This is a genomic window from Pantoea sp. QMID4, from assembly GCF_030270445.1.
Lineage (GTDB): Bacteria > Pseudomonadota > Gammaproteobacteria > Enterobacterales > Enterobacteriaceae > Pantoea > Pantoea vagans.
Window position 1 is genome coordinate 108996 of record NZ_BSXL01000007.1, and the last position, 20198, is coordinate 129193.

Annotated in this window: 21 protein-coding genes; 14 read left to right on the forward strand and 7 right to left on the reverse strand. The window is 51.9% G+C overall.

Annotated features, from left to right (window positions below; genetic code table 11):
• Positions 1-51: 51 nt before the first annotated feature.
• On the reverse strand, positions 52-510 hold the full coding sequence (locus QSK07_RS16530; RefSeq protein ID WP_275219982.1) for a YqeJ family protein: 459 nt from the start codon (positions 508-510) through the stop codon (positions 52-54).
• 3 nt (positions 511-513) lie between these two features.
• The gene (locus QSK07_RS16535; protein ID WP_285720936.1) at positions 514-1380 is read right to left on the reverse strand and encodes a winged helix-turn-helix domain-containing protein; all 867 of its coding nucleotides are present in this window, start codon (positions 1378-1380) and stop codon (positions 514-516) included.
• Between the two features lie 441 nt (positions 1381-1821).
• On the opposite strand from QSK07_RS16535, the gene QSK07_RS16540 reads away from it, so the two are divergent.
• The 6 genes from QSK07_RS16540 (at position 1822) to QSK07_RS16565 (ending at position 8019) form a co-directional block, all read left to right on the forward strand.
• On the forward strand, positions 1822-2376 hold the full coding sequence (locus QSK07_RS16540; protein WP_098051340.1) for a fimbrial protein: 555 nt from the start codon (positions 1822-1824) through the stop codon (positions 2374-2376).
• A gap of 38 nt (positions 2377-2414) precedes the next feature.
• Positions 2415-3086 (forward strand): fimbrial biogenesis chaperone, encoded by a 672-nt coding sequence (locus tag QSK07_RS16545; protein ID WP_275219980.1) that lies wholly within the window; start codon positions 2415-2417, stop codon positions 3084-3086.
• Positions 3087-3102: 16 nt separating this feature from the next.
• Complete coding sequence (locus tag QSK07_RS16550; protein ID WP_285762112.1) at positions 3103-5586, forward strand: fimbria/pilus outer membrane usher protein; 2484 nt, start codon at positions 3103-3105, stop codon at positions 5584-5586.
• Between the two features lie 10 nt (positions 5587-5596).
• Positions 5597-6886, forward strand: coding sequence for a fimbrial protein (locus tag QSK07_RS16555; protein ID WP_098051338.1), 1290 nt, complete (start codon positions 5597-5599; stop codon positions 6884-6886).
• Complete coding sequence (locus tag QSK07_RS16560) at positions 6886-7623, forward strand: fimbrial biogenesis chaperone (RefSeq protein WP_285720934.1); 738 nt, start codon at positions 6886-6888, stop codon at positions 7621-7623. The genes QSK07_RS16555 and QSK07_RS16560 overlap by 1 nt, the downstream gene beginning before the upstream one ends.
• 108 nt (positions 7624-7731) lie before the next feature.
• Positions 7732-8019: a helix-turn-helix transcriptional regulator gene (locus QSK07_RS16565; protein ID WP_098051336.1), complete on the forward strand. Its 288-nt coding sequence runs from the start codon at positions 7732-7734 to the stop codon at positions 8017-8019.
• A 337-nt stretch (positions 8020-8356) separates the two neighbouring features.
• Here QSK07_RS16565 and QSK07_RS16570 read toward each other — a convergent pair whose 3' ends face one another.
• The 3 genes from QSK07_RS16570 to QSK07_RS16580 all read right to left on the reverse strand — a co-directional run bounded on the left by QSK07_RS16570 (position 8357) and on the right by QSK07_RS16580 (position 11215).
• Positions 8357-9613 carry a histidine-type phosphatase gene (locus QSK07_RS16570; RefSeq protein WP_285720933.1) on the reverse strand — a complete coding sequence of 419 codons (1257 nt, stop codon included), beginning with the start codon at positions 9611-9613 and terminating at the stop codon, positions 8357-8359.
• Positions 9614-10426 (reverse strand): inositol monophosphatase family protein, encoded by an 813-nt coding sequence (locus QSK07_RS16575; RefSeq protein ID WP_135909906.1) that lies wholly within the window; start codon positions 10424-10426, stop codon positions 9614-9616.
• Positions 10427-10633: 207 nt separating this feature from the next.
• A complete protein-coding gene (locus QSK07_RS16580) occupies positions 10634-11215 on the reverse strand; it encodes an ACP phosphodiesterase (RefSeq protein ID WP_285720932.1) in 582 nt (193 codons plus the stop codon).
• Between the two features lie 103 nt (positions 11216-11318).
• On the opposite strand from QSK07_RS16580, the gene queA reads away from it, so the two are divergent.
• The 5 genes from queA to secF all read left to right on the forward strand — a co-directional run bounded on the left by queA (position 11319) and on the right by secF (position 16799).
• On the forward strand, positions 11319-12389 hold the full coding sequence (gene queA, locus QSK07_RS16585) for a tRNA preQ1(34) S-adenosylmethionine ribosyltransferase-isomerase QueA (RefSeq protein ID WP_285720931.1): 1071 nt from the start codon (positions 11319-11321) through the stop codon (positions 12387-12389).
• 77 nt (positions 12390-12466) lie between these two features.
• Positions 12467-13615, forward strand: a complete 1149-nt coding sequence (tgt, locus tag QSK07_RS16590) for a tRNA guanosine(34) transglycosylase Tgt (protein ID WP_098051331.1) — start codon at positions 12467-12469, stop codon at positions 13613-13615.
• Complete coding sequence (gene yajC, locus QSK07_RS16595) at positions 13615-13947, forward strand: preprotein translocase subunit YajC (RefSeq protein ID WP_009091760.1); 333 nt, start codon at positions 13615-13617, stop codon at positions 13945-13947. The genes tgt and yajC overlap by 1 nt, the downstream gene beginning before the upstream one ends.
• Positions 13948-13972: 25 nt before the next feature.
• The gene (secD, locus tag QSK07_RS16600; RefSeq protein ID WP_285720930.1) at positions 13973-15820 is read left to right on the forward strand and encodes a protein translocase subunit SecD; all 1848 of its coding nucleotides are present in this window, start codon (positions 13973-13975) and stop codon (positions 15818-15820) included.
• A gap of 10 nt (positions 15821-15830) precedes the next feature.
• A complete protein-coding gene (gene secF / locus QSK07_RS16605; protein WP_013356971.1) occupies positions 15831-16799 on the forward strand; it encodes a protein translocase subunit SecF in 969 nt (322 codons plus the stop codon).
• Between the two features lie 61 nt (positions 16800-16860).
• On the opposite strand, the gene QSK07_RS16610 is transcribed toward secF, so the two are convergent.
• Both QSK07_RS16610 and lysM read right to left on the reverse strand, forming a co-directional pair.
• On the reverse strand, positions 16861-17439 hold the full coding sequence (locus tag QSK07_RS16610) for a SadB/YajI family lipoprotein (RefSeq protein WP_275219973.1): 579 nt from the start codon (positions 17437-17439) through the stop codon (positions 16861-16863).
• A 16-nt stretch (positions 17440-17455) separates the two neighbouring features.
• Positions 17456-17893: a peptidoglycan-binding protein LysM gene (gene lysM, locus QSK07_RS16615; RefSeq protein ID WP_098051329.1), complete on the reverse strand. Its 438-nt coding sequence runs from the start codon at positions 17891-17893 to the stop codon at positions 17456-17458.
• 188 nt (positions 17894-18081) lie between these two features.
• On the opposite strand from lysM, the gene nrdR reads away from it, so the two are divergent.
• From nrdR to ribH, 3 genes are all read left to right on the forward strand, one after another.
• Positions 18082-18531, forward strand: a complete 450-nt coding sequence (gene nrdR / locus QSK07_RS16620; RefSeq protein ID WP_098051328.1) for a transcriptional regulator NrdR — start codon at positions 18082-18084, stop codon at positions 18529-18531.
• A gap of 3 nt (positions 18532-18534) precedes the next feature.
• Positions 18535-19635, forward strand: coding sequence for a bifunctional diaminohydroxyphosphoribosylaminopyrimidine deaminase/5-amino-6-(5-phosphoribosylamino)uracil reductase RibD (ribD, locus tag QSK07_RS16625; protein WP_285720929.1), 1101 nt, complete (start codon positions 18535-18537; stop codon positions 19633-19635).
• Positions 19636-19725: 90 nt separating this feature from the next.
• Positions 19726-20196 (forward strand): 6,7-dimethyl-8-ribityllumazine synthase, encoded by a 471-nt coding sequence (gene ribH, locus QSK07_RS16630; RefSeq protein WP_275219971.1) that lies wholly within the window; start codon positions 19726-19728, stop codon positions 20194-20196.
• The last annotated feature ends 2 nt before the right edge of the window (positions 20197-20198 follow it).

A 20198-nucleotide genomic window follows, 5' to 3' on the forward strand; every position in this document is an offset into this window, starting at 1 on the left:
CCACTTCAGCCGAATGCAGAGTCCGCGTGACGTTATCCGACAGCCTTGCCGTTAATTGCTTCTCTCGCAGATGAAAAGCGGTGTGCTTTCGGCATAAAGAATCCAGGCATCTTTACCATAAGGCCTGATCTTGAGTACCAGCGGCATATTGTTATCTGTAAAAAAGTCGGGTAACCATTTCTTCTGATCGGAAAAGCTCATCGTCATCTGAGGGGAGTTCATGATCAGCTCAGACCTGAAGTAGTAAAAAAAATGGTTCTGTAAGTATGAGAATGAAATCGTCTTACTCAGATAAGATTTTGTTTTATTTTTATCATATAAGATGCCAGACATTGAAAGAACGCCTTTTCCGTCACGAAGGGTTTGCGTAATAAGTAAATCCAGCCGGTCCTGCTTCCATTGATAGGACACATCAGCTGTACAAGAAATGGTTTTTTCACCGTTCCTGCTGAATGGCGTAAATGAATAGATGACAATGCACAAGATAATCAGGAGGATAACTTTAATCATTATTCAGTTCTTCACAAAGTAATACGAACGGCAATTTGCTCTGACATGTCCATTCAGCGGATGCTCACAGTTAAAATAAGAAAGACTGTCTGCATGTTTGAATGCGGTAAGGTAGATATAAGGTGCTATACTGCAATTTAACTTCATCTCATCAACCTGTTCCTTCACCTCCTCCTTTTTCAGCCACCCATCGGCATTATTGAAGATTATGCAGCCTTTGTAGTTAGTGCTGTAAGTAAATACAGTGTCATTGTGATTCGTTCCGGATCTGAAATATAAAAAAGACGAAAAAAAAACTGCCAAAAAAAGCATAAAGGTTGCGATCATCATTTTTTTTGACTTAAAAAATTCTGAAAAAAACGGATGTTGTGTCAGCGGTGAATATGAAGAAATCTTGTTTTCAGAGTCAGATTGTTGCTCATTCTGAGTATTCCTTGTCCTTTCATCAGAAAGGCTGTGCTCTGGCATTTCATTGCCGCCTGCGGAGAGAGAATCGGTACTTTCCGACTCAATGCTGACAGATGTAAAGGAAAAAAGACTTTCTCTCTCAACGGTTGTCTGTGGAGAAAGGAGAAACCCCTTCCGCGGCATGGTCCGGATGATATCTTCCTGAAGACCGGCTTTATTCAGCGCGCGTCTCAGGGCCGAGATATTCTGATAAAGAGTCGTTGAGGCCGGTTCCGTACCAAACCGACGCCACACATAGTCATAGAACTGTTGGTGTGTGACAAGTTGCCCTACATTATCAATGAGAAGTTCCAGACACAGTGATGCGGATGCGCTGATAACCGCCGGGTTGCCCCTGCCGGTAATTCTTTTTTTATCCGGTTCAAATATCAGAAAACTGTTAAGAGTGATTTTTCTGCTCAAAGCATTCTCCACCAGTGAAAAAATATAAACCCCGCATAAAACATACGGCTAATGCGCAAGGGAAAGTTTTGTGAAAATATAAAAATTTTAAATCCTGAAGCTAATCAGATCAGTCTAAATAAGTATATCACATCTTTTTATTGCAAATTTATTTTTATATTTTGCATAATTTTTCATGTGTGATTTGTCTATAACTCATTGTTTTTTATGAATATAATATTGAATATAAAATTTATATAAATTTAAACAAAATCAGAGAAATTCAAAGGTGTGTTTATCTCACTTCGCTCGTAAGATGCTTTCGCTGACTTAATTGTTTCGATGAACTAAGTGCCCTGACAGGACAGTATTAACCATGTTGGATTTTCTCTCTCTCTGGTTTATTTACTCAGGCATCAGTCAGCATATCTATTAACTGATAAAAATTTCAAGGAGTACTGGATGTTTAAAAAAACTTTATTGACCGGGTTCGTTGCCCTGACCGCATTATCGGCCAGCAGTGTATATGCAGCACAGGAAAACAGTATCCGCTTCAAAGGTGAAGTTTCTGCCCAGACGTGTAACGTCAGCGTCAACGATTCAACTTCGGCTGCACCTGTTATCTTGCTGCAGACGGCAAAGGTCAGCGATCTTTCCGCGACGGGGAATACATCTACACCCACAAATTTCAGCATGAAGCTGACAGGATGTACGGATCCTAAAACAGCGGCTCAGGACATTAAAATTCATTTTGCATCATCCAATGTTGATGCTTCCGGGAACCTGAAAAATATTGCGACTGACTCTCCGGCAAGTAACGTTGCGATTCAGTTACTGGACCCTGACAATAATGTCATTGATTTAAAATCAGGCGAAGCGATTGCTAAGGCATTCTCGCTCAATCCGAATGAAACCAGCGGAGAAGCACAGTATACCGCTCGGTATATTGCTACCGGTGGGGCCGCAACAGCCGGTAAGGTTGAAGCGACCGTTCAGTACGCTATCAGTTATCTTTAAAAACTGCGCCCCGCGTTTTCGCGGGGCTGGAATAAATTATGAAACGTGTAACTTATCTGAAAACACTTTCAGTTTTCTTTTTTTTAATCAGTAGCGTAACTCAGGCTGCGGTAGTCATGAATGCTTCGCGTATTGTGATGGCGGGTACGCTTGAGAAGACCATTATGTTTGATAACACCAGTGACAATCCGTTTATTGTTCAGGTTGAATCGGATAATAAAGATAAACCAGATTTTATTGCCGTACCGCCTGTTTTTAAAATTAAAGAGAAAGGGGGGCAGATGGTAAAAGTTAAACTCTTGTCCGGTGACCTGCCTCAGAACAGAGAGTCGCTCTTTTATCTGGACTTTACTCAGATTCCGGGCGTCAGGAAAAATGAAAATGACGATGACCGGCTGAATATCATCATCCGGAGTCGGCTGAAAGTTATTTACAGGCCGGCTGCAGTCAATGCTTTTTCTTCGAAAGATGAAAATAAAATTTCATACCGATTGCAGGGGGGAGCTTTAGTGATTAGCAACAAATCGCCGAATATTCTATCTATCAGAGATATCAGTAATGGGAAGCGGATTCTGGCAGAGAAATTGACGCTATTGCCGGGTGACGATTATTCCGCAGTCCTCAAGGGTGATCGTCTTAGTGGTCCGCTTAATGCGGTGATGATCAATGATTATGGCACGCCAGTAAATTTCCTGATTAAAGATAAATGATGTGATTTTTACGAAAATGAAAATCAGAATTTATTACCTGCTTATTTCTCTCTGCTCGTTTTCTATTTATGCGGAAGAATATGAATTCAGCCCCGCCATGCTCAGTGCGGGCGGCCTGAGCGATATTTCCGCATTGTCAGGAGAAGACACATTTTATAACCCCGGTGAATATGACGTTTCCGTTTACGTGAACAATAAATTTTTTTCAAAAAAGTCGCTGACTTTTGAACGGAAAGGTAAGTCGCTGACGCCGTTATTTACAGGTGAGTTTATCAACAGTTTACCTCTTAAAAAGAAGCCAGAAGCCCTGGTTAATGACAGAAAATACGTGCCTGAAGCTGTTCTGCCGGAGGTAAAGACTTCGCCCGACCTTTCCTCTCTGCGGGTAAATATTACTGTGCCTCAGTCTCTGCTGGTATACCGTCCTGATGATTATATTCCCTCAAGTGAGTTTGAGGCAGGCAGTACCGCCTTATTTTCGAATTACACGGTTAACCAGTACGAGTCACATAGCACCCATACGGGCGGAGTGAGTTCGACGTATGTTGGACTTAGCAGCGGCTTTAACGCAGGAAAGTGGCAGTTTCGGCAGCAGGGGAATTTCAACCGTAACCGTTTTGGGTCCAGATGGCACTCCTCACGCCTGTACGCTAGTCGGGGCTTACCGTCACTGCGAAGTGAGCTGCTGCTGGGCCAGCTCAGTTCGGGCTCTGATGCATTCAGCGGGCTCGGTTTTACCGGTGTAAGTCTCAGGACCGATAACCGCGTGTTACCGCCTTCGATGGTTCAGTATGCGCCGACGGTGAGAGGTACAGCGAGAACCAATGCGAAAGTCGAAGTCTTTCAAAAAAAATACAAAATCTATGAGACGACTGTTCCACCGGGTAACTTCAGAATTGATGACCTGGCGCCGGCTTTCTACGGTGGAGACCTCAGTGTCAGGGTGACAGAAAGTGACGGAAGCCTCACTGAGTATTCAGTACCTTACTCTACACTACCGGGTTCCGTCCGCCCCGGACGCTTGGACTATAGCTTTTCAGCCGGCGAGATCAATGATTATAGCCGTGACAACCAGTTTTCTGAGCTTTCTGTCAAGTATGGCGTTTCTAATGCGGTAACGGCAAACAGCGGGTTACGTATCGGCAGTGGTTATCAGGCGGCCAGCAGTGGAGCCATCTATTCTTCGTCACTCGGTGCATTCGGTTCTTCTGCCACCTGGTCCAATGCGCGACTCAGAAATGGCAGCGCCACGCAGGGGTGGATGGTGAATACCGAGTACAGTAAAACGCTGGGTCCGGTTGACACCACCATCAGTTTTGCCGGCTACCGGTATTCCACCCGTGGCTACCGGGATCTTCAGGATATCGTTGCCCTGAACAACTCGGACACCCCGCTGTCGTCAGTGGAGGGGGGAACGTACATGCAAAAAAACCGTCTTCAGGTCAATGTCAGCCAACCGCTAGGTTCACTGGGCAGCATTTATGTTTCCGGCTCCTCGCAAAATTACTATGACGGACGAAACAAAGACACCTCTTATCAGGTGGGATACAACACAGCATTGCCTTACGGCATTCACATGGATTTCAGTATTTCCAGACAGTACCGCACCCGGATTTCTGACGCGCAGAGATGGGGAGTACCTGACGAAAAACGTCACAAGGAATATTACAAAGACACCCAGTTTGCGCTGAATTTTTCTGTGCCTATCGGGCGTGATACCCGTAATACAACCCTGTCTGCGTCATACATCAATAGTAATAGTGAACACAGCTACCAGACCTCGCTGTCCGGCAGCGCAGGTAAAGACAACACGACCCAGTGGGGTGTGAATTACAGTCGCGACCGTTCAGGAAACAGTTCAGGTCTGAATCTGGCGACCATTCTGCCCAAAGCCAACGTGAGTGGAACGGTCTCAAAATCTCCGGGAAACTGGCAGGTATCGGGTTCGATGAGCGGTGCCATCGCGTTGCACAGTGGAGGGATCACACTGGGGCATACCGTGAGTAACACGTTTGCCATTGTGGAAGCAAAAGGGGCAGAGGGCGCCACGGTACTCAATGGCCAGAACATCAAAATCGACAGTTCAGGTTATGCAATCGTTCCTTCGCTGATGCCTTACAGACGAAACAACATCAACCTTGATGCGCCGGAAGGGGCGTCCGCGGATGTCGATATTATTGACAGCCAGCACGTTGTGACGCCATACGCGGGTTCCGTCAACCGGGTGGTCTTCAAAACGCGCCAGGGCATACCAGTCATGATGCAGCTCAGGCGGGCGAATGGCAGCTATGTCCCCCTGGGGTCAGATATTTTTGATTCCGGTGGAAATAACGTTGCAACGGTAAGCCAGGCCGGTAATACCTATCTGCGGCTGGAAAACCGTCAGACACTGACCGCCAGGTGGGGCAGCGCGCCCGATGAACAGTGCACCATCCGTTATACGCCTGTAAATACTCAGTCCACGAAAGCGCTGAATTACATTACCGCAGTCTGCCAATAAGGCCTTATGCATGAAAAATTATGCAGTCATTTTTTCCCTGCCGATCGTGGCGTTTTTTACATCGTCAGCCTTCGCCACATGCCAGCCTGTCTATAAAGCCAGACAGGGCGATGACAGCAAAGGCGGTGTGCCTCTGATTTTTGGTTCAATAAAACTTCAGCCCGCGGAGTTTATGCCAACCGGCCTGGTTGGCTCCACTACGGCTACGGTTGGGCAGGCTCAATCCTTGCCTGAAGGGGAGAACCAGCTGTTATATACCTGTGATCTTGCCGATCAGGGACAGACCTATGAGTATTTTGCCACCAACGGCGACAGTAACGTGGGGGGCAATATCAGCGCGGGAGAGGGCGTCTATCAGACCTATTTTCCTTTTATCGGCATCAAACTGATTCGTGACAGTGACGGTAAGGTGTTCTCAAGGAACTGGCAGCATTCACCGATTGAAGGGCACCGGGAGGGTAACAAGCTCAACTTTTATGCCCGTGACTTCAGCGGTGTGACGGCAGAAATTTACCGCTTACCCTCCACAATGAGAGGAGGCGATCCGGTTGCGCATTGGGGATGTAATGGCCCTGCGGATGATTCCGCCAGCGGTATTACATATACCTGTCCCCAGCCCAACGGCTATACGGTTTTTGTCGGGCCGGGCTGGAACGACAAAAAAAATATCACTATCCCAGGTGCTGACAGTAACACGAACTGGGACGGGTTCAGTAACTGGAACTGGATTGGCTTTGGGATGCAATACTCTACGGCAAACACGTTCGTGCAAACGCCCTGGGGATGTCGTGTCTACAGCTATACAAATCCTGTCGTTTTACCACCAGTCACTGTCACTGCGTTGAAGTCTGATTTTGAAACAATAGGTAAGGACTTTACTGTAACTTACCGGTGCGGTGGGGCGCTCGTTAATGGCTTTATTAACCGGAATGCAGGGGTTGGACCTGATAAAATTTCGGTCGCATTCAGCACTGATCATCCTATGTTCGGGAACAATGTTTTGTGGTCACGTTATGCGTTATCGGATAATTACGGGCAGGATGGATATGCGTCAAACGTCGGCATAGGTGTGTCTGTTGCCGGTAAGACGATCGGATTTATAACCAACGCGTATACTAATGATTATACAAAAGGTTGGTTTTCTCTTCTGGATGGGGAAATCTCGCGTTCTCAAAATACTCCCACTCAGGTAGATATCACGTCTCAGTATTTCGCATTCTATGGCATCGTTGACCCCGCTAAACCTGTCACGCCTGGGAAAATAGATGCGACGGCGCATATTATTGTGAGGTACTGGTGATGAGATATTTCTTATATTGGGTGAGTTTTATTTTTCTGTTTAATGCGCCGGAACTCTATGCCACGATTATGCCGTTGCAGGACAGGGTGCTGTTCAGCAGCAAGGACAGCGGCAGGCGCCTGCTCATCGTCAACAACGACAGTCAGGCGCCGGTTTTACTTCAGAGCTGGGTTGATGATGGAAGTGTCGGCGATATTAATAAAGAGAAAAATTATCCTTTTGCTATTATTCCAGCAGTCGCCAGGATGACACCGGGTAAAATTCTGAACCTGAAGATACTGCCGACGGAAAAAATACTTGATTTACCCCGTGATCGTGAGTCCGTATTCTGGATAAATCTCTACGAAATTCCGGGGGTCAAATCTTCTCAGCAGGAGAAAACGGCCAATAAAATAGAGGTCGGATTAAACACCCAGCTGAAAATTACCTATCGGCCTTTCAATGGCAGTATGGACATTAACAGTATTGGCGGCGCTATAAACGTCCGCACTACCGACAACGGTCATTCACTCGAGCTGAATAATCCTACGCCCTATTTTGTGACGCCTGTTTCATTAAAAGTTATGTCATTGGCTGGAGAGCGGTCACTAATACTGGGCATGGACAGAATGATTGCTCCTTATGAAAATAAAGTTTTTAGTTTTCCTGAAGTAATGAAAAATAAAAAAATGACCGTTGAATACACGCTGGTCGATGACGTTGGAAAAGAGGCCGTTTTCACTAAAAACCTGAATTAGTTTTACCTTATATACGCTGTTTCCATACTGGCAGAATAACGCTGTTTACAGCTTTTATTTTACAACATTATTTAATCCGTTTTAAGCAATGGAGGAATTGTGACGTTTATGGATAATACCCAACGCTGCATGTCATTTACTGAGAATGAAGTCGCTGTCACCTGGTTTTTTATGACAGGCATGACCCTGAAGCAGATAGCCGAATGGTTAGGGCTGACTGAGAAGTCCGTTAGTTATTACAAAAGAAGGGTAATGAGGAAAATAGGAGTCAAAAACAATAATGAATTTATTATGTGGTATCTGGGGAATCGAACGATATACCAGGGTGGCGCCGTGGAATTCAGTATTCTGCGCCGAAGTGCTCCTGACTCTCATAATCAGCAGGTAAGGGATTAATAGGTTGATTTTAAAGGAAACAATTAAATTCAACCTTACTATTTTCCAGGCCATTGAGTGCGTAGCTTCAGGCGAGAGCGCGTGTGGGTACATGGGCACAGGGGGAGGAGACAGGAAAAGAGCAATAAAAAACGGCGAAACCAGTCGCCGAAATACGCAAGAATTACAGGAAAAAAGATAATAAAGGGATGATTGACATGACTATCGTAAATCAAAACGCGTGGCGCTGATAGTCAGGCGAATTAAATAAGAAAAGGTCGGAGCGGCGTTAATTAACAGCGGTTAACATTATTAAGGCCGCATTGCGGTTGCGGCCTTAATTTGATTAGCCACAGACTCAGGGCAATATAACCGAAACTGGCAGCACAGCGCTGTTGTCCAGGTTTTTACGCAGCAGAGTCAGCGTGGATTGATAAGGGCAGAGCAGGCCGGCATCGGTAACTCTGCAGTCGGGCTGATGCCATTCCTGCTGTAATAACGGATGTGTATCGTCAATCGGTTGCAGCTGGCGGATGCCATCCAGACTCTGTGCCTGAAAATAGATCCGCAAAAAACGCTCGCCACTGCGGGTGTCGCGCCAGCGCTCCAGCACCAGACTGCTGCCCGGCGGAATGTTGCCGCGTGAATAGCCGGGTAACTGCCAGGTAAAGTCCATCAGGGTGCGCACCATCGCAATGTTGGTGTCATGCGCGACGAGAACCAGCCAGCGGCCCGGCGAGCTGTCGGCAGCGATCGCCTCCAGCATCGTATTGAGCAATATCGATCCACGGCGCTGTGCCAGATAGAATACGTCGTTGCTGAGATCGTAGTTGGCGGTCAGCAGCGGCAACAGTGAGGTGATCTGCGCGGCCGTAGTGATGTGTCCCCAGGCGAGCTGATTAAACGGCAGATTTTCGCTGTAGCCCAGTCGCAGCGTCTCCACCATACTCGCCATCACACTCAACCCGTAAACGTAACTATTCCCATTGCGGGTTTGCCGGAACGTCCAGGGCGCATCAAACAGGGGACAATCCGTTGCGGGCGGACAGACGGCGGCTTTCAGCTGCTGAATCGCCGGTTGCAGTTGCTGTTGCCGGTGCGCCAGAGCGCCCGCTTTCTGCTGTTTAGCAGCCAGTTCCTGTGCGGGATCGGTTCGGGTGACCGTCAGCTTTTCACTCTGAAACAGGGGATCCACATCGCCCGCGACGTGATGCACCGGCACGCCGCAGCCGGGAAACGCCCCATCCGTCAGCGCCGAAGCCGTGGCGCGGGTGCGCTGCAACGGACTGGCGCGCACGTAGACCTGAACGGCATCCGGACAGCCTGCGCTCAGCAGGCCAAGCTGGCGATAGTGATCGCCTTCCCAGCGTCCTTTATTCACTACGGCACTGTAGCCGTGACCCGTCAGCTCGCCATCGGCAGTGGCCCACTGTATCCAGGTTTGCTGGCTGGCGGCTTCAATCTCTTTACGATTGCCTGGCGTGGGTGGACGTACGCCGTGACGGCTCAGTTCAACCACTTTTTCCAGCTGGTAATCCGCCGCCCGTGTCGCCGGGCTTAATAGCCAGAGAGAACCGAGGATCAGCGCACAGCGGCACAGGGTTAGCAGCGTCATTTACTCTTCCAGTGCGCCATTACCGGTCAGCGCTTTAATTTTTGGATACAGGGCCGCATTGGCCAGCAACACCGGGTTACCGTTTTTCAGGCCTTCATTACGCAGATAATCATTGGTGACACCGCCTGCTTCGCGCATAAGAACGATGCCCGGCAGACTATCCCAGGGATGCATATGCGCTTCGTAGTAACCAATCAGCCGACCGGCTGCCGCCCAGGCGCTGGTCAGCGCACCCGAACCGATGCGAATAAACATACCACCCTGTTCGATTAAGCCGCTGATCAGGCGTGAGACGCTTTCGCCCGGCGTCCGGCTGGAGTTGCTGATGCCAAGTAAACCCTCGTTGAGATGCGCTGCGTCATGCACCTGCAGGCGACTTTCATTCAGCCATGCCCCCTGGCCTGCCCGTGCGTGGAACAGCTCCTGATGATTGGGATCGCAGACTACGCCGATCACCGGTTCGCCTTCGCAGACCACCGCAAGCGAAACGCACCAGTTAGGCAGGCCGTTGACGAAACAGGCGGTGCCATCGATCGGATCAACAACCCAGATAAAGGGCGCACCCTCAACCTCGCCGCCGCTTTCTTCGCCATAGACGATATCCTCAGGAAAACGTTCAGCGATTAAAGTCTTAATTAATGCCTCAACGTTACGATCAGCCTCGCTGACCACGTCCTGCAAATCCCTTTTGTGTTCCACGACCAGTGTCTGACGCTGCTGATACCATGACAGGGCCCGGCTGCCCGCCGCACGGGCGATGTCGCAGGCGTAACGGTAACGCGCGTCTATTTCAGAATGCGAAGCGGATGACATCTTATCCTCTTATGATTTTTTGCCATAACGAACGGAAGGCGCGCCTGAACAGGCGGTCTGGCTGTGATGTTTACTTCACTATTGTTAAGAAAGGCTTCATTAAGCCGCAGATAAGCAGCAATGGCAAGATGGTGCTGAGCCGGGCAGGCGGCTTTTTTCATCAGGCAAAAGCGCATGTCCGTCAGCCCGGCAGCAGAGGATCGGGTTTTACAGGGTTCTGCTGGTCGCCAGCGCCATTAAACGCGGATAAAAAACAAAAAACAGCGCTTCCAGCTGATCATAATGTTGCGTGAAATCGTGGTAGGAGTCGCGCAGTGCCGCCAGGCGTGGACGGCGGCTGGCCATGCCGTACAGCACCCGCTCCAGCCGGGCAGGCTGGGCATAATGCTCAAACCACCGCTCGCGCCACATCACCGCGTTAAGCGCCTGAAATTCAGGAGGCGTGTCGGCCAGCTGCGGCAGGATTTCGCGCTCGGCGGTGGCAGAAAACTGCACCAGCGTCTGGTCGGGCGTAAATTGCTGCCAGTGACGGGCCAGGAAATGGTCCCAGATGACGTCCAGCGTAATCGGTGCCACACGATAGGTTTCCACACGGAACAGCTGACGGGCGCTGCGCACTTCCGGCAGCGCATCCGTCATTACATCCAGACGACGATGCATCAGAATGCCGTCTGCGACAGGCGCGGACCAATGCTGGTGCGGGTTGCCACGCACAAAGTCGGCCATTAAATTGCCGAGTAAGGAGCTGTCGGCCAGCTTAGCCAGATGGAGATGAGCAAGAAAGTTCATGCCGCATTATAGGCTGAACTGACTTTGCGCAGCCAGTTGTTCAGAATTGGCCGGTTTTCCGCTAAACTGTGCCGCCTGTTTTTGCCTGAGAAAGAACATTTCAATGCGTGTCGCCGATTTTGCTTTTGAACTGCCCGAATCCCTGATTGCTCACTATCCCCAGGCGCAGCGCAGCGGCTGTCGTCTGCTGACGCTCGATGGTCCCAGCGGTGCGCTGTCGCACGGTGTTTTCACCGATGTGCTGGATAAGCTGAATCCAGGCGATTTGCTGGTGTTCAACAACACACGTGTGATTCCGGCGCGCGTCTTTGGCCGTAAAGCCAGCGGCGGCAAAATCGAGATGCTGGTGGAACGGATGCTCGACGACAAGCGCGTGCTGGCACATGTGCGCGCCTCAAAAGCGCCGAAGCCGGGTGCAGAACTGCTGCTGGGTGAAGATGAGAGCGTGAAAGCGACCATGGTGGCACGCCACGATGCCCTGTTTGAGATCGCGTTTGATGATGAGCGCGCAGTGCTCGATATCCTCAACAGCGTCGGCCACATGCCACTGCCGCCGTATATCGACCGTCCGGATGAAGAGGCGGATCGCGAGCTTTACCAGACGGTTTACAGCGCCCGTCCGGGTGCGGTTGCGGCTCCGACAGCCGGTCTGCACTTCGATGAACCGCTGCTGCAGGCGCTGAAAGAGAAGGGTATTGAGATGGCCTTTGTGACGCTGCATGTCGGTGCAGGCACCTTCCAGCCGGTACGTGTCGAAACCATCGAAGAGCATCATATGCACGCGGAGTATGCCGAAGTGCCGCAGGAGGTTGTCGACGCGGTACTGGCCTGTAAAGCGCGTGGCAACAAGGTGGTTGCTGTCGGCACCACCTCTGTTCGTTCGCTGGAGAGCGCCGCCAAAGCGAGTCAGGATGCTCTGATTGCGCCGTTCTTCGATGATACCCAGATTTTCATCTATCCGGGCTATGAGTATCAGGTGATCGATGCGCTGATCACCAACTTCCATCTGCCCGAGTCGACTCTGATTATGCTGGTCTCGGCGTTTGCCGGTTATCAGCACACCATGGCCGCGTACCGCGCAGCCGTGGCTGAGCAATATCGTTTCTTCAGTTATGGAGACGCGATGTTTATCAGCAAAAATCCGCAGGCGCCGCTGGAAAAAGTGGGCGACTGATTTATTAACCGATAGCCGGAACCGCCTTAAGAGCGTGAAGGTTGTATACATCGGACTGTTTCTCCGATGGAGGCTTTGTGAGATTTGAACTTGATACCACAGACGGACGCGCACGCCGTGGCCGTCTGATTTTTGATCGCGGCGTGGTGGAAACTCCGGCGTTTATGCCCGTTGGCACCTACGGCACCGTGAAAGGCATGACACCGGAAGAAGTGCAGGAAACCGGCGCGCAGATCATTCTGGGCAATACCTTTCACCTCTGGCTGCGTCCCGGCCAGGAGATCATGAAGCTGCATGGCGACCTGCATGATTTTATGCAGTGGAAAGGACCGATCCTGACCGACTCCGGCGGCTTCCAGGTCTTCAGCCTGGGCGACATTCGTAAAATCACTGAAGCGGGCGTGCATTTCCGTAACCCGATCAATGGCGACCCGATCTTTCTCGATCCGGAAAAATCGATGGAGATTCAGTACGACCTGGGTTCCGACATCGTGATGATTTTCGATGAATGTACGCCGTACCCGGCGGACTGGGACTACGCCAAACGCTCCATGGAGATGTCGCTGCGCTGGGCGCGACGCAGCCGTGATCGTTTCGACAGCCTCGGGAATAAAAATGCCTTATTTGGCATTATTCAGGGCTCGGTTTACGAAGATTTACGAGATGTCTCGGTGAAAGGTCTGGTAGAGATTGGCTTTGATGGGTACGCTGTTGGCGGCCTGGCGGTGGGTGAGCCTAAACAGGACATGCACCGTATTCTTGAGCACGTCTGTCCGCAGCTTCCGCAGGATAAACCGCGTTATCTGATGGGTGTCGGCAAGCCAGAAGATCTGGTTGAAGGCGTCCGTCGCGGCGTTGATATGTTTGACTGCGTGATGCCAACCCGTAATGCGCGAAATGGTCACCTGTTTGTAACCGAAGGTGTGGTGAAGATTCGCAACGCCCGCTACAAAGATGACACTGCGCCGCTGGATGCGGAGTGTGATTGTTATACCTGTCGCAATTATAGCCGTGCCTACTTGTATCATCTCGACCGTTGTAACGAAATACTGGGCGCGCGTCTGAATACTATCCACAATTTGCGCTATTACCAGCGTCTGATGGCAGGTTTACGCCAGGCCATCGAAGAGGGTAAATTAGAGCGCTTTGTAACTGAGTTTTACCAACGGACGGGCAAAGAAGTTCCGCCATTAACGTCTGATAATTCATCAATGAGGGAAATTTAATGAGCTTATTCATTTCTGACGCCGTGGCCGCAGCAGGCGCTCCGTCTCAGGGAAGTCCGTATTCTCTGGTGATCATGCTGGTGGTGTTTGGTCTGATTTTCTATTTCATGATCCTGCGTCCGCAGCAGAAACGTGCGAAAGAGCACAAGAAGCTGATGGATTCCATCTCTAAGGGTGATGAAGTGCTGACCAGCGGTGGCCTGGTCGGTCGCGTAACGAAAGTCTCTGACACGGGCTACGTAGCTATTGCGCTGAATGACACCAATGAAGTCGTCATTAAACGTGATTTCGTCGCCGCCGTGCTGCCGAAAGGCACTATCAAGGCGCTGTAATTCTTTCTTCCCTAAGGGAACTGCCGTGTTAAATCGTTATCCTTTGTGGAAGTACGTAATGCTGGTCGTCGTGATTCTCGTCGGCCTGCTCTATGCGCTTCCCAACCTGTATGGTGAGGATCCGGCCGTTCAAATCACTGGTGCGCGCGGAAGCGCCGCCAGTGAGCAGACGTTGGATCAAATTCAGTCCGCATTAAAACAAGACAATATCCAGAGCAAATCTGTTGCGCTGGAGAATGGTGCGATTACCGCGCGTTTCGCGAATACGGATGTGCAGTTACGCGCCCGTGAAGCGATCATGAAAGCGCTGGGTGAAAACTACGTTGTCGCGCTGAACCTTGCGCCTGCCACGCCGCGCTGGCTGACGATGCTGTCAGCTGAGCCGATGAAACTCGGTCTCGATCTGCGTGGTGGTGTGCACTTCCTGATGGAAGTAGACATGGACACCGCGCTCAGCAAGCTGCAGGAGCAGAATGCTGACACGCTGCGTAGCGACCTGCGCACCAAAAATATCCCCTACACTAACGTCAATAAAATCGCGAACTACGGCGTGGAAATTCGTTTCCGTGACGCTGCCAGTCGTGATGCGGCGATCTCCTGGCTGAGTTCCCGTCATCAGGATCTGGTGATCAACAGCAGCGGCAGTGATGCACTGCGTGCCACCATGAGCGATGCCCGTCTCAGCGAAGCGCGTGAATATGCGGTTCAGCAGAACATTACGATTCTGCGTAACCGTGTAAACCAGCTGGGCGTGGCGGAACCGCTGGTTCAGCGTCAGGGTTCCGATCGCATCGTGGTTGAGCTGCCGGGTATTCAGGATACGGCGCGCGCCAAAGAGATTCTGGGCGCCACCGCGACGCTGGAATTCCGTCTGGTGAACACCAGCGTGGATCCTGCTACGGCGGCCAGTGGCCGTGTACCGGGTGACTCTGAAGTTAAAGACATGCGTGATGGCCAGCCGGTCGTGCTCTACAAGCGGGTGATCCTGACCGGTGACCATATCACCGACTCAACCTCCAGCATGGATGAGTACAACCAGCCACAGGTGAACATTTCACTGGATGGCGCAGGCGGTAACATCATGTCCAACTTCACCAAGGACAATATCGGCAAGCCGATGGCGACCCTGTTTGTGGAGTACAAGGACAGCGGTAAGAAAGATGCCAATGGCCGATCCATTCTGATGAAGCAGGAAGAGGTGATTAACGTCGCTAATATCCAGTCTCGCCTGGGGAACAGCTTCCGCATCACCGGTATCAACAACCCGAACGAAGCGCGTCAGCTGTCGCTGCTGCTGCGTGCCGGTGCGTTGATTGCGCCGATCCAGATTGTGGAAGAGCGGACTATCGGGCCGACCATGGGTCAGCAGAACATTACTCAGGGTCTGGAAGCCTGCCTGTGGGGTCTGCTCGCCTCGATCCTGTTTATGGTGGTGTTCTATAAGAAGTTTGGTCTGATTGCGACGAGTGCGCTGCTGGTGAACCTGGTGCTGATTGTCGGCATCATGTCCCTGCTGCCGGGCGCGACCCTGACCATGCCGGGTATTGCCGGTATCGTGTTAACGCTGGCGGTGGCAGTCGATGCCAACGTACTGATTAACGAACGTATTAAAGAAGAGCTGCGAAACGGGCGCTCGGTTCAGCAGGCAATTCATGAAGGCTATAAAGGCGCCTTCTCCAGTATTGTCGATGCGAACGTGACCACCCTGATCAAAGTTATCATTCTTTATGCGGTCGGCACCGGTTCGATCAAAGGCTTTGCGATTACCACCGCAATTGGTATCGCGACCTCAATGTTCACCGCGATTATCGGTACCCGTGCCATTGTTAACCTGGTTTACGGTGGCAAACGCATCAACAAGCTGTCTATCTGAGGAGTGCGTTGTGGCACAGGAATATAACATTGAGCAGTTAAACCACGGGCGTAAAGTCGTCGACTTTATGCGCTGGGATAAGCTGGCCTTCATCATCTCGGGACTGCTGATTGTGGCCGCGATTGCGATCGTGGGCGTGCGTGGTTTTAACTGGGGCCTCGATTTCACCGGTGGTACGGTGATTGAGATCGCGCTGGAGAAACCGGCCGACCTCGACACGCTGCGTAGCGAACTGGTGAAAGCGGGCTTTGACGAGCCGCTGGTGCAGAACTTTGGCAGCAGCCGTGACGTGATGGTGCGTATGGCACCGGTTACCGGCCCGGCAGGTACCGAGTTAGGCAATAAAGTGGTGTCGGTGATCAACCAGACCACGCAGCAAAACGCGACCGTTAAGCGCATTGAGTTCGTGGGGCCAAGTGTGGGCAGCGACCTGGCACAGGCGGGTGCGATGGCGCTGCTGTCGGCACTGATTGCGATTCTGATCTATATCGGTTTTCGCTTTGAGTGGCGTCTGGCGCTGGGCACCGTGCTGGCGCTGGCGCATGACGTGATCATCACCTGCGGCCTGCTGGCGCTGTTCCGCATTGAAATCGATCTGACGATTGTTGCCTCGCTGATGTCGGTGATTGGCTACTCGCTTAACGATAAAATCGTGGTCTCTGACCGTATTCGTGAAAACTTCCGTAAAATCCGTCGCGGCAGCTCTTACGATATTACCAACGTGTCACTGACCCAGACGTTAAGCCGTACCCTGATTACCTCGCTGACGACGCTGGCGATGATTCTCATCCTGTTCATATTTGGTGGTGCGCTGCTGAAAGGCTTCTCACTGACCATGCTGATTGGTGTGACGATTGGTACGATTTCATCCATTTATGTCTCTTCAGCGCTGGCGCTGAAGCTGGGCATGAAGCGTGAACATATGATGGTGCAGAAAGTCGAGAAAGAGGGCGCCGATCAGCCTTCTATCCTGCCTTAATCGTGCGTCGGAAATAAAAAAACGGGCAGCCTTTTGGCTGCCCGTTTTTTTTGCACTATAGCTAAGGATTAGCGGGTGCAGCAGGGGAGGTCTGGGGCGGTGTGTCAGCGGTTACGTTATGCACACGGACATAACCTAACTGGTCCGGCGTCAGGCCGCTGAGTCGAAGTGGAATGCTCGCCGAATGCTGCGGCAGCAGCGAGGCAGGCACCGCGACCGTCTGCGTCAGACTGTCACTGGTCAGCGGTTTACCGGTCGCCGGGTCGAGTTCACCCCAGATCACTGTCGCGTGCAGAGCGGGCAAAGGCCGATCGTCCATTGATCGTACGGTCAGGATTGCCCGCGAACCGCTGGCTTCCGCAGTGACAGGGGACAGCGTCAGTCGCAACGTGCCGAGCTGAGTCTGCAGCGCCACTGGCGTATTCGCCTGTGGCACCAGCCAGGCACCTTGCTGCAACTGGCTGTTAAGCTGCCCCTGAATCTCCAGCGCGCTGGCCTGTGTGGTCAGATGCTGCATCTGCTGATTAAGCTGACTCACTTCCTGATGCAGCTCTCTGACCTGCGGATTGCCAGCATTGCTGCTGCAGCCGCTCAGCGCCGCCAGTGAGATCGCCACCGGAACCCAAACCATCCTGCTCATAAGTTATCCTTGTCCGTTATTTTGGAATACGTAAAACCTGGCCAGGATAGATCTTATCAGGATGGGTGAGCATTGGCTTATTCGCTTCGAAAATCTTGTTATATTCGTTAGCGTTGCCATAAACCTGTTTAGAAATAGCGCTCAGCGTGTCGCCTTTTTTCACTGTGTAAAGCTCTGACTCGGTCGCGCTGTCTGTCACAGTGACCTTATCTTCCACTTTTGTAATGCCTTCCACGTTACCTGCCGCGATCAGAATCTTCTCTTTCAGCTCCTGAGAAAGGCCATCGCCGGTCACGGTGACGGTATCACCATTGACCTTTACGTCCACCTTATCGCTGTCTGGCAAGCCGAGCTTGTTGATGTGATCCTGCAGCTTTTTATTCTGATCGTCACCGCCGTTTACGGCGTCCCAGAGTTTCTCACCGGCTTCTTTCACAAAGTTAAACAGACCCATACAACCTCCAGTGTGTTAGTGGATATACGCCGTCTTTCGGCTCTATAAGCGTAGACCCTTTTGCCGGCGCTGATATTTAACATCATTTATGCTGTGCCCGGCGGTACACGAAAGACACGGAAGAGATTTTGTTGATTCGCAGTTCGCGCTACACTGTATGGCCCATCACCCTCGCGTCAGGAAACGTCATGCATTGCCCATTCTGCTCCGCTGTGGACACCAAAGTGATTGATTCTCGTCTGGTTAGTGAAGGCTCCTCGGTGCGACGCCGCCGCCAGTGTCTGATGTGTCATGAACGCTTCACCACCTTTGAGGTAGCGGAACTGGTGATGCCCCGCGTGGTGAAAAGCAATGATGTGCGCGAGCCTTTCAATGAAGACAAAATGGCCAGCGGGATGATGAAAGCACTTGAGAAGCGTCCGGTCAGCGCCGACGCGGTAGAAAGCGCCGTAAACCATATTAAAACACACCTGCGCGCCACCGGCGAACGTGAGATCCCCAGTAAGCTGATTGGCAATCTGGTGATGGATGAGCTGAAAAAGCTCGATAAAGTCGCCTATATTCGCTTCGCCTCGGTTTACCGCAGCTTTGAAGATATTCGCGATTTTGGCGAAGAGATCGCCCGGTTACAGGATTAAAGTATGGACGAACGCTATATGGCGCGTGCGCTGGAACTGGCGCGACGCGGCCGTTTTACGACCATGCCGAACCCGAATGTCGGCTGTGTGATTGTGCGCGATGGCGACGTCGTGGGTGAGGGCTGGCATCAGCGTGCCGGTGAACCCCATGCTGAAGTCCACGCTCTGCGCATGGCTGGCGAGAAAGCGCGTGGGGCAACTGCCTATGTCACGCTGGAGCCGTGCAGCCATCATGGTCGCACGCCGCCCTGCTGTGATGCGCTGATCGCCGCAGGTGTAACCCGTGTCGTCGCCGCCATGCAGGACCCGAATCCGCAGGTCGCGGGGCGTGGACTGCACCGTCTGCATCAGGCAGGCATTGACGTCAGCCATGGTCTGATGATGCCGGAAGCCGAAGCACTGAATCGCGGCTTCCTCAAGCGCATGCGCACCGGCTTTCCCTGGATTCAGCTCAAGCTGGGCGCATCAATGGATGGCCGCACGGCCATGGCCAGCGGCGAAAGCCAGTGGATAACCTCGCCGGCTGCCCGCCGTGATGTGCAGCGTCTGCGGGCGCTAAGCGCCGCCATTCTCAGCAGCAGTGCTACGGTGCTGGCGGATGATCCCGCTCTGACCGTGCGCTGGTCTGAACTCAATACCGACAGCCAGGTTTTGATTGATGAGCAGCAACTGCGTCAGCCGGTACGTGTCATTATCGACAGCCAGAATCGCGTGACGCCGCAGCATCGGCTCGTTTCACAGCCGGGCGAAACCTGGCTGATGCGTCATCAGCCGGATCAGCAGCACTGGCCCGCTGATGTCACGCAAATCGCCGTGCCGCTGCGCGAACAGCAGCTGGATCTGGTGGCCATGATGATGCTGCTGGGACAGCGACAGATTAACAGCGTCTGGGTTGAGGCGGGTGCGACGCTCGCCGGTGCACTGTTACAGGCCGGGCTGGTGGATGAACTGATTGTTTATCTGGCACCGAAGCTGTTAGGCCATGAAGGACGCGGCCTGTGTCAGCTGCCGGGACTTAGCCAGCTGGCTGACGCGCCTGCCTTCCGCTTCAGCGATGTCCGGCAGGTCGGTGACGATTTACGTCTGATCCTGACACCGCAATAGCATGCCCGGAAAAGCGAGAGCACGCCGCCCAAGAGTATGATAGAATCCGCCCCCCTGCGCGGGGCCAACCAAACCCCTGAAAGGATAAGTATGAAAGTTATCGAAGCTGCTGTTGCAACGCCTGAGGCCAATGTTGCCATCGTTATTGCGCGTTTTAACAACTTCATTAATGACAGCCTGCTGGATGGCGCAGTTGATGCCCTGAAACGTATTGGCCAGGTCAAAGATGACAATATCACCGTAGTCTGGGTGCCGGGTGCTTACGAACTGCCGCTGGCAGCACGTGCGCTGGCGAATTCCGGCAAACATGATGCGATTATCGCACTCGGCACCGTTATTCGTGGTGGCACTGCGCACTTCGAATATGTGGCGGGTGAAGCCAGCTCCGGTATCGCCAGTGTTGCCATGAACAGCGACATTCCTGTCGCGTTCGGCGTGCTGACCACTGAAAGCATCGAGCAGGCCATTGAGCGTGCCGGCACCAAAGCGGGTAATAAAGGTGCTGAAGCGGCGCTGACTGCGCTCGAAATGATCAACGTATTGAAAGCCATTAAAGCCTGATT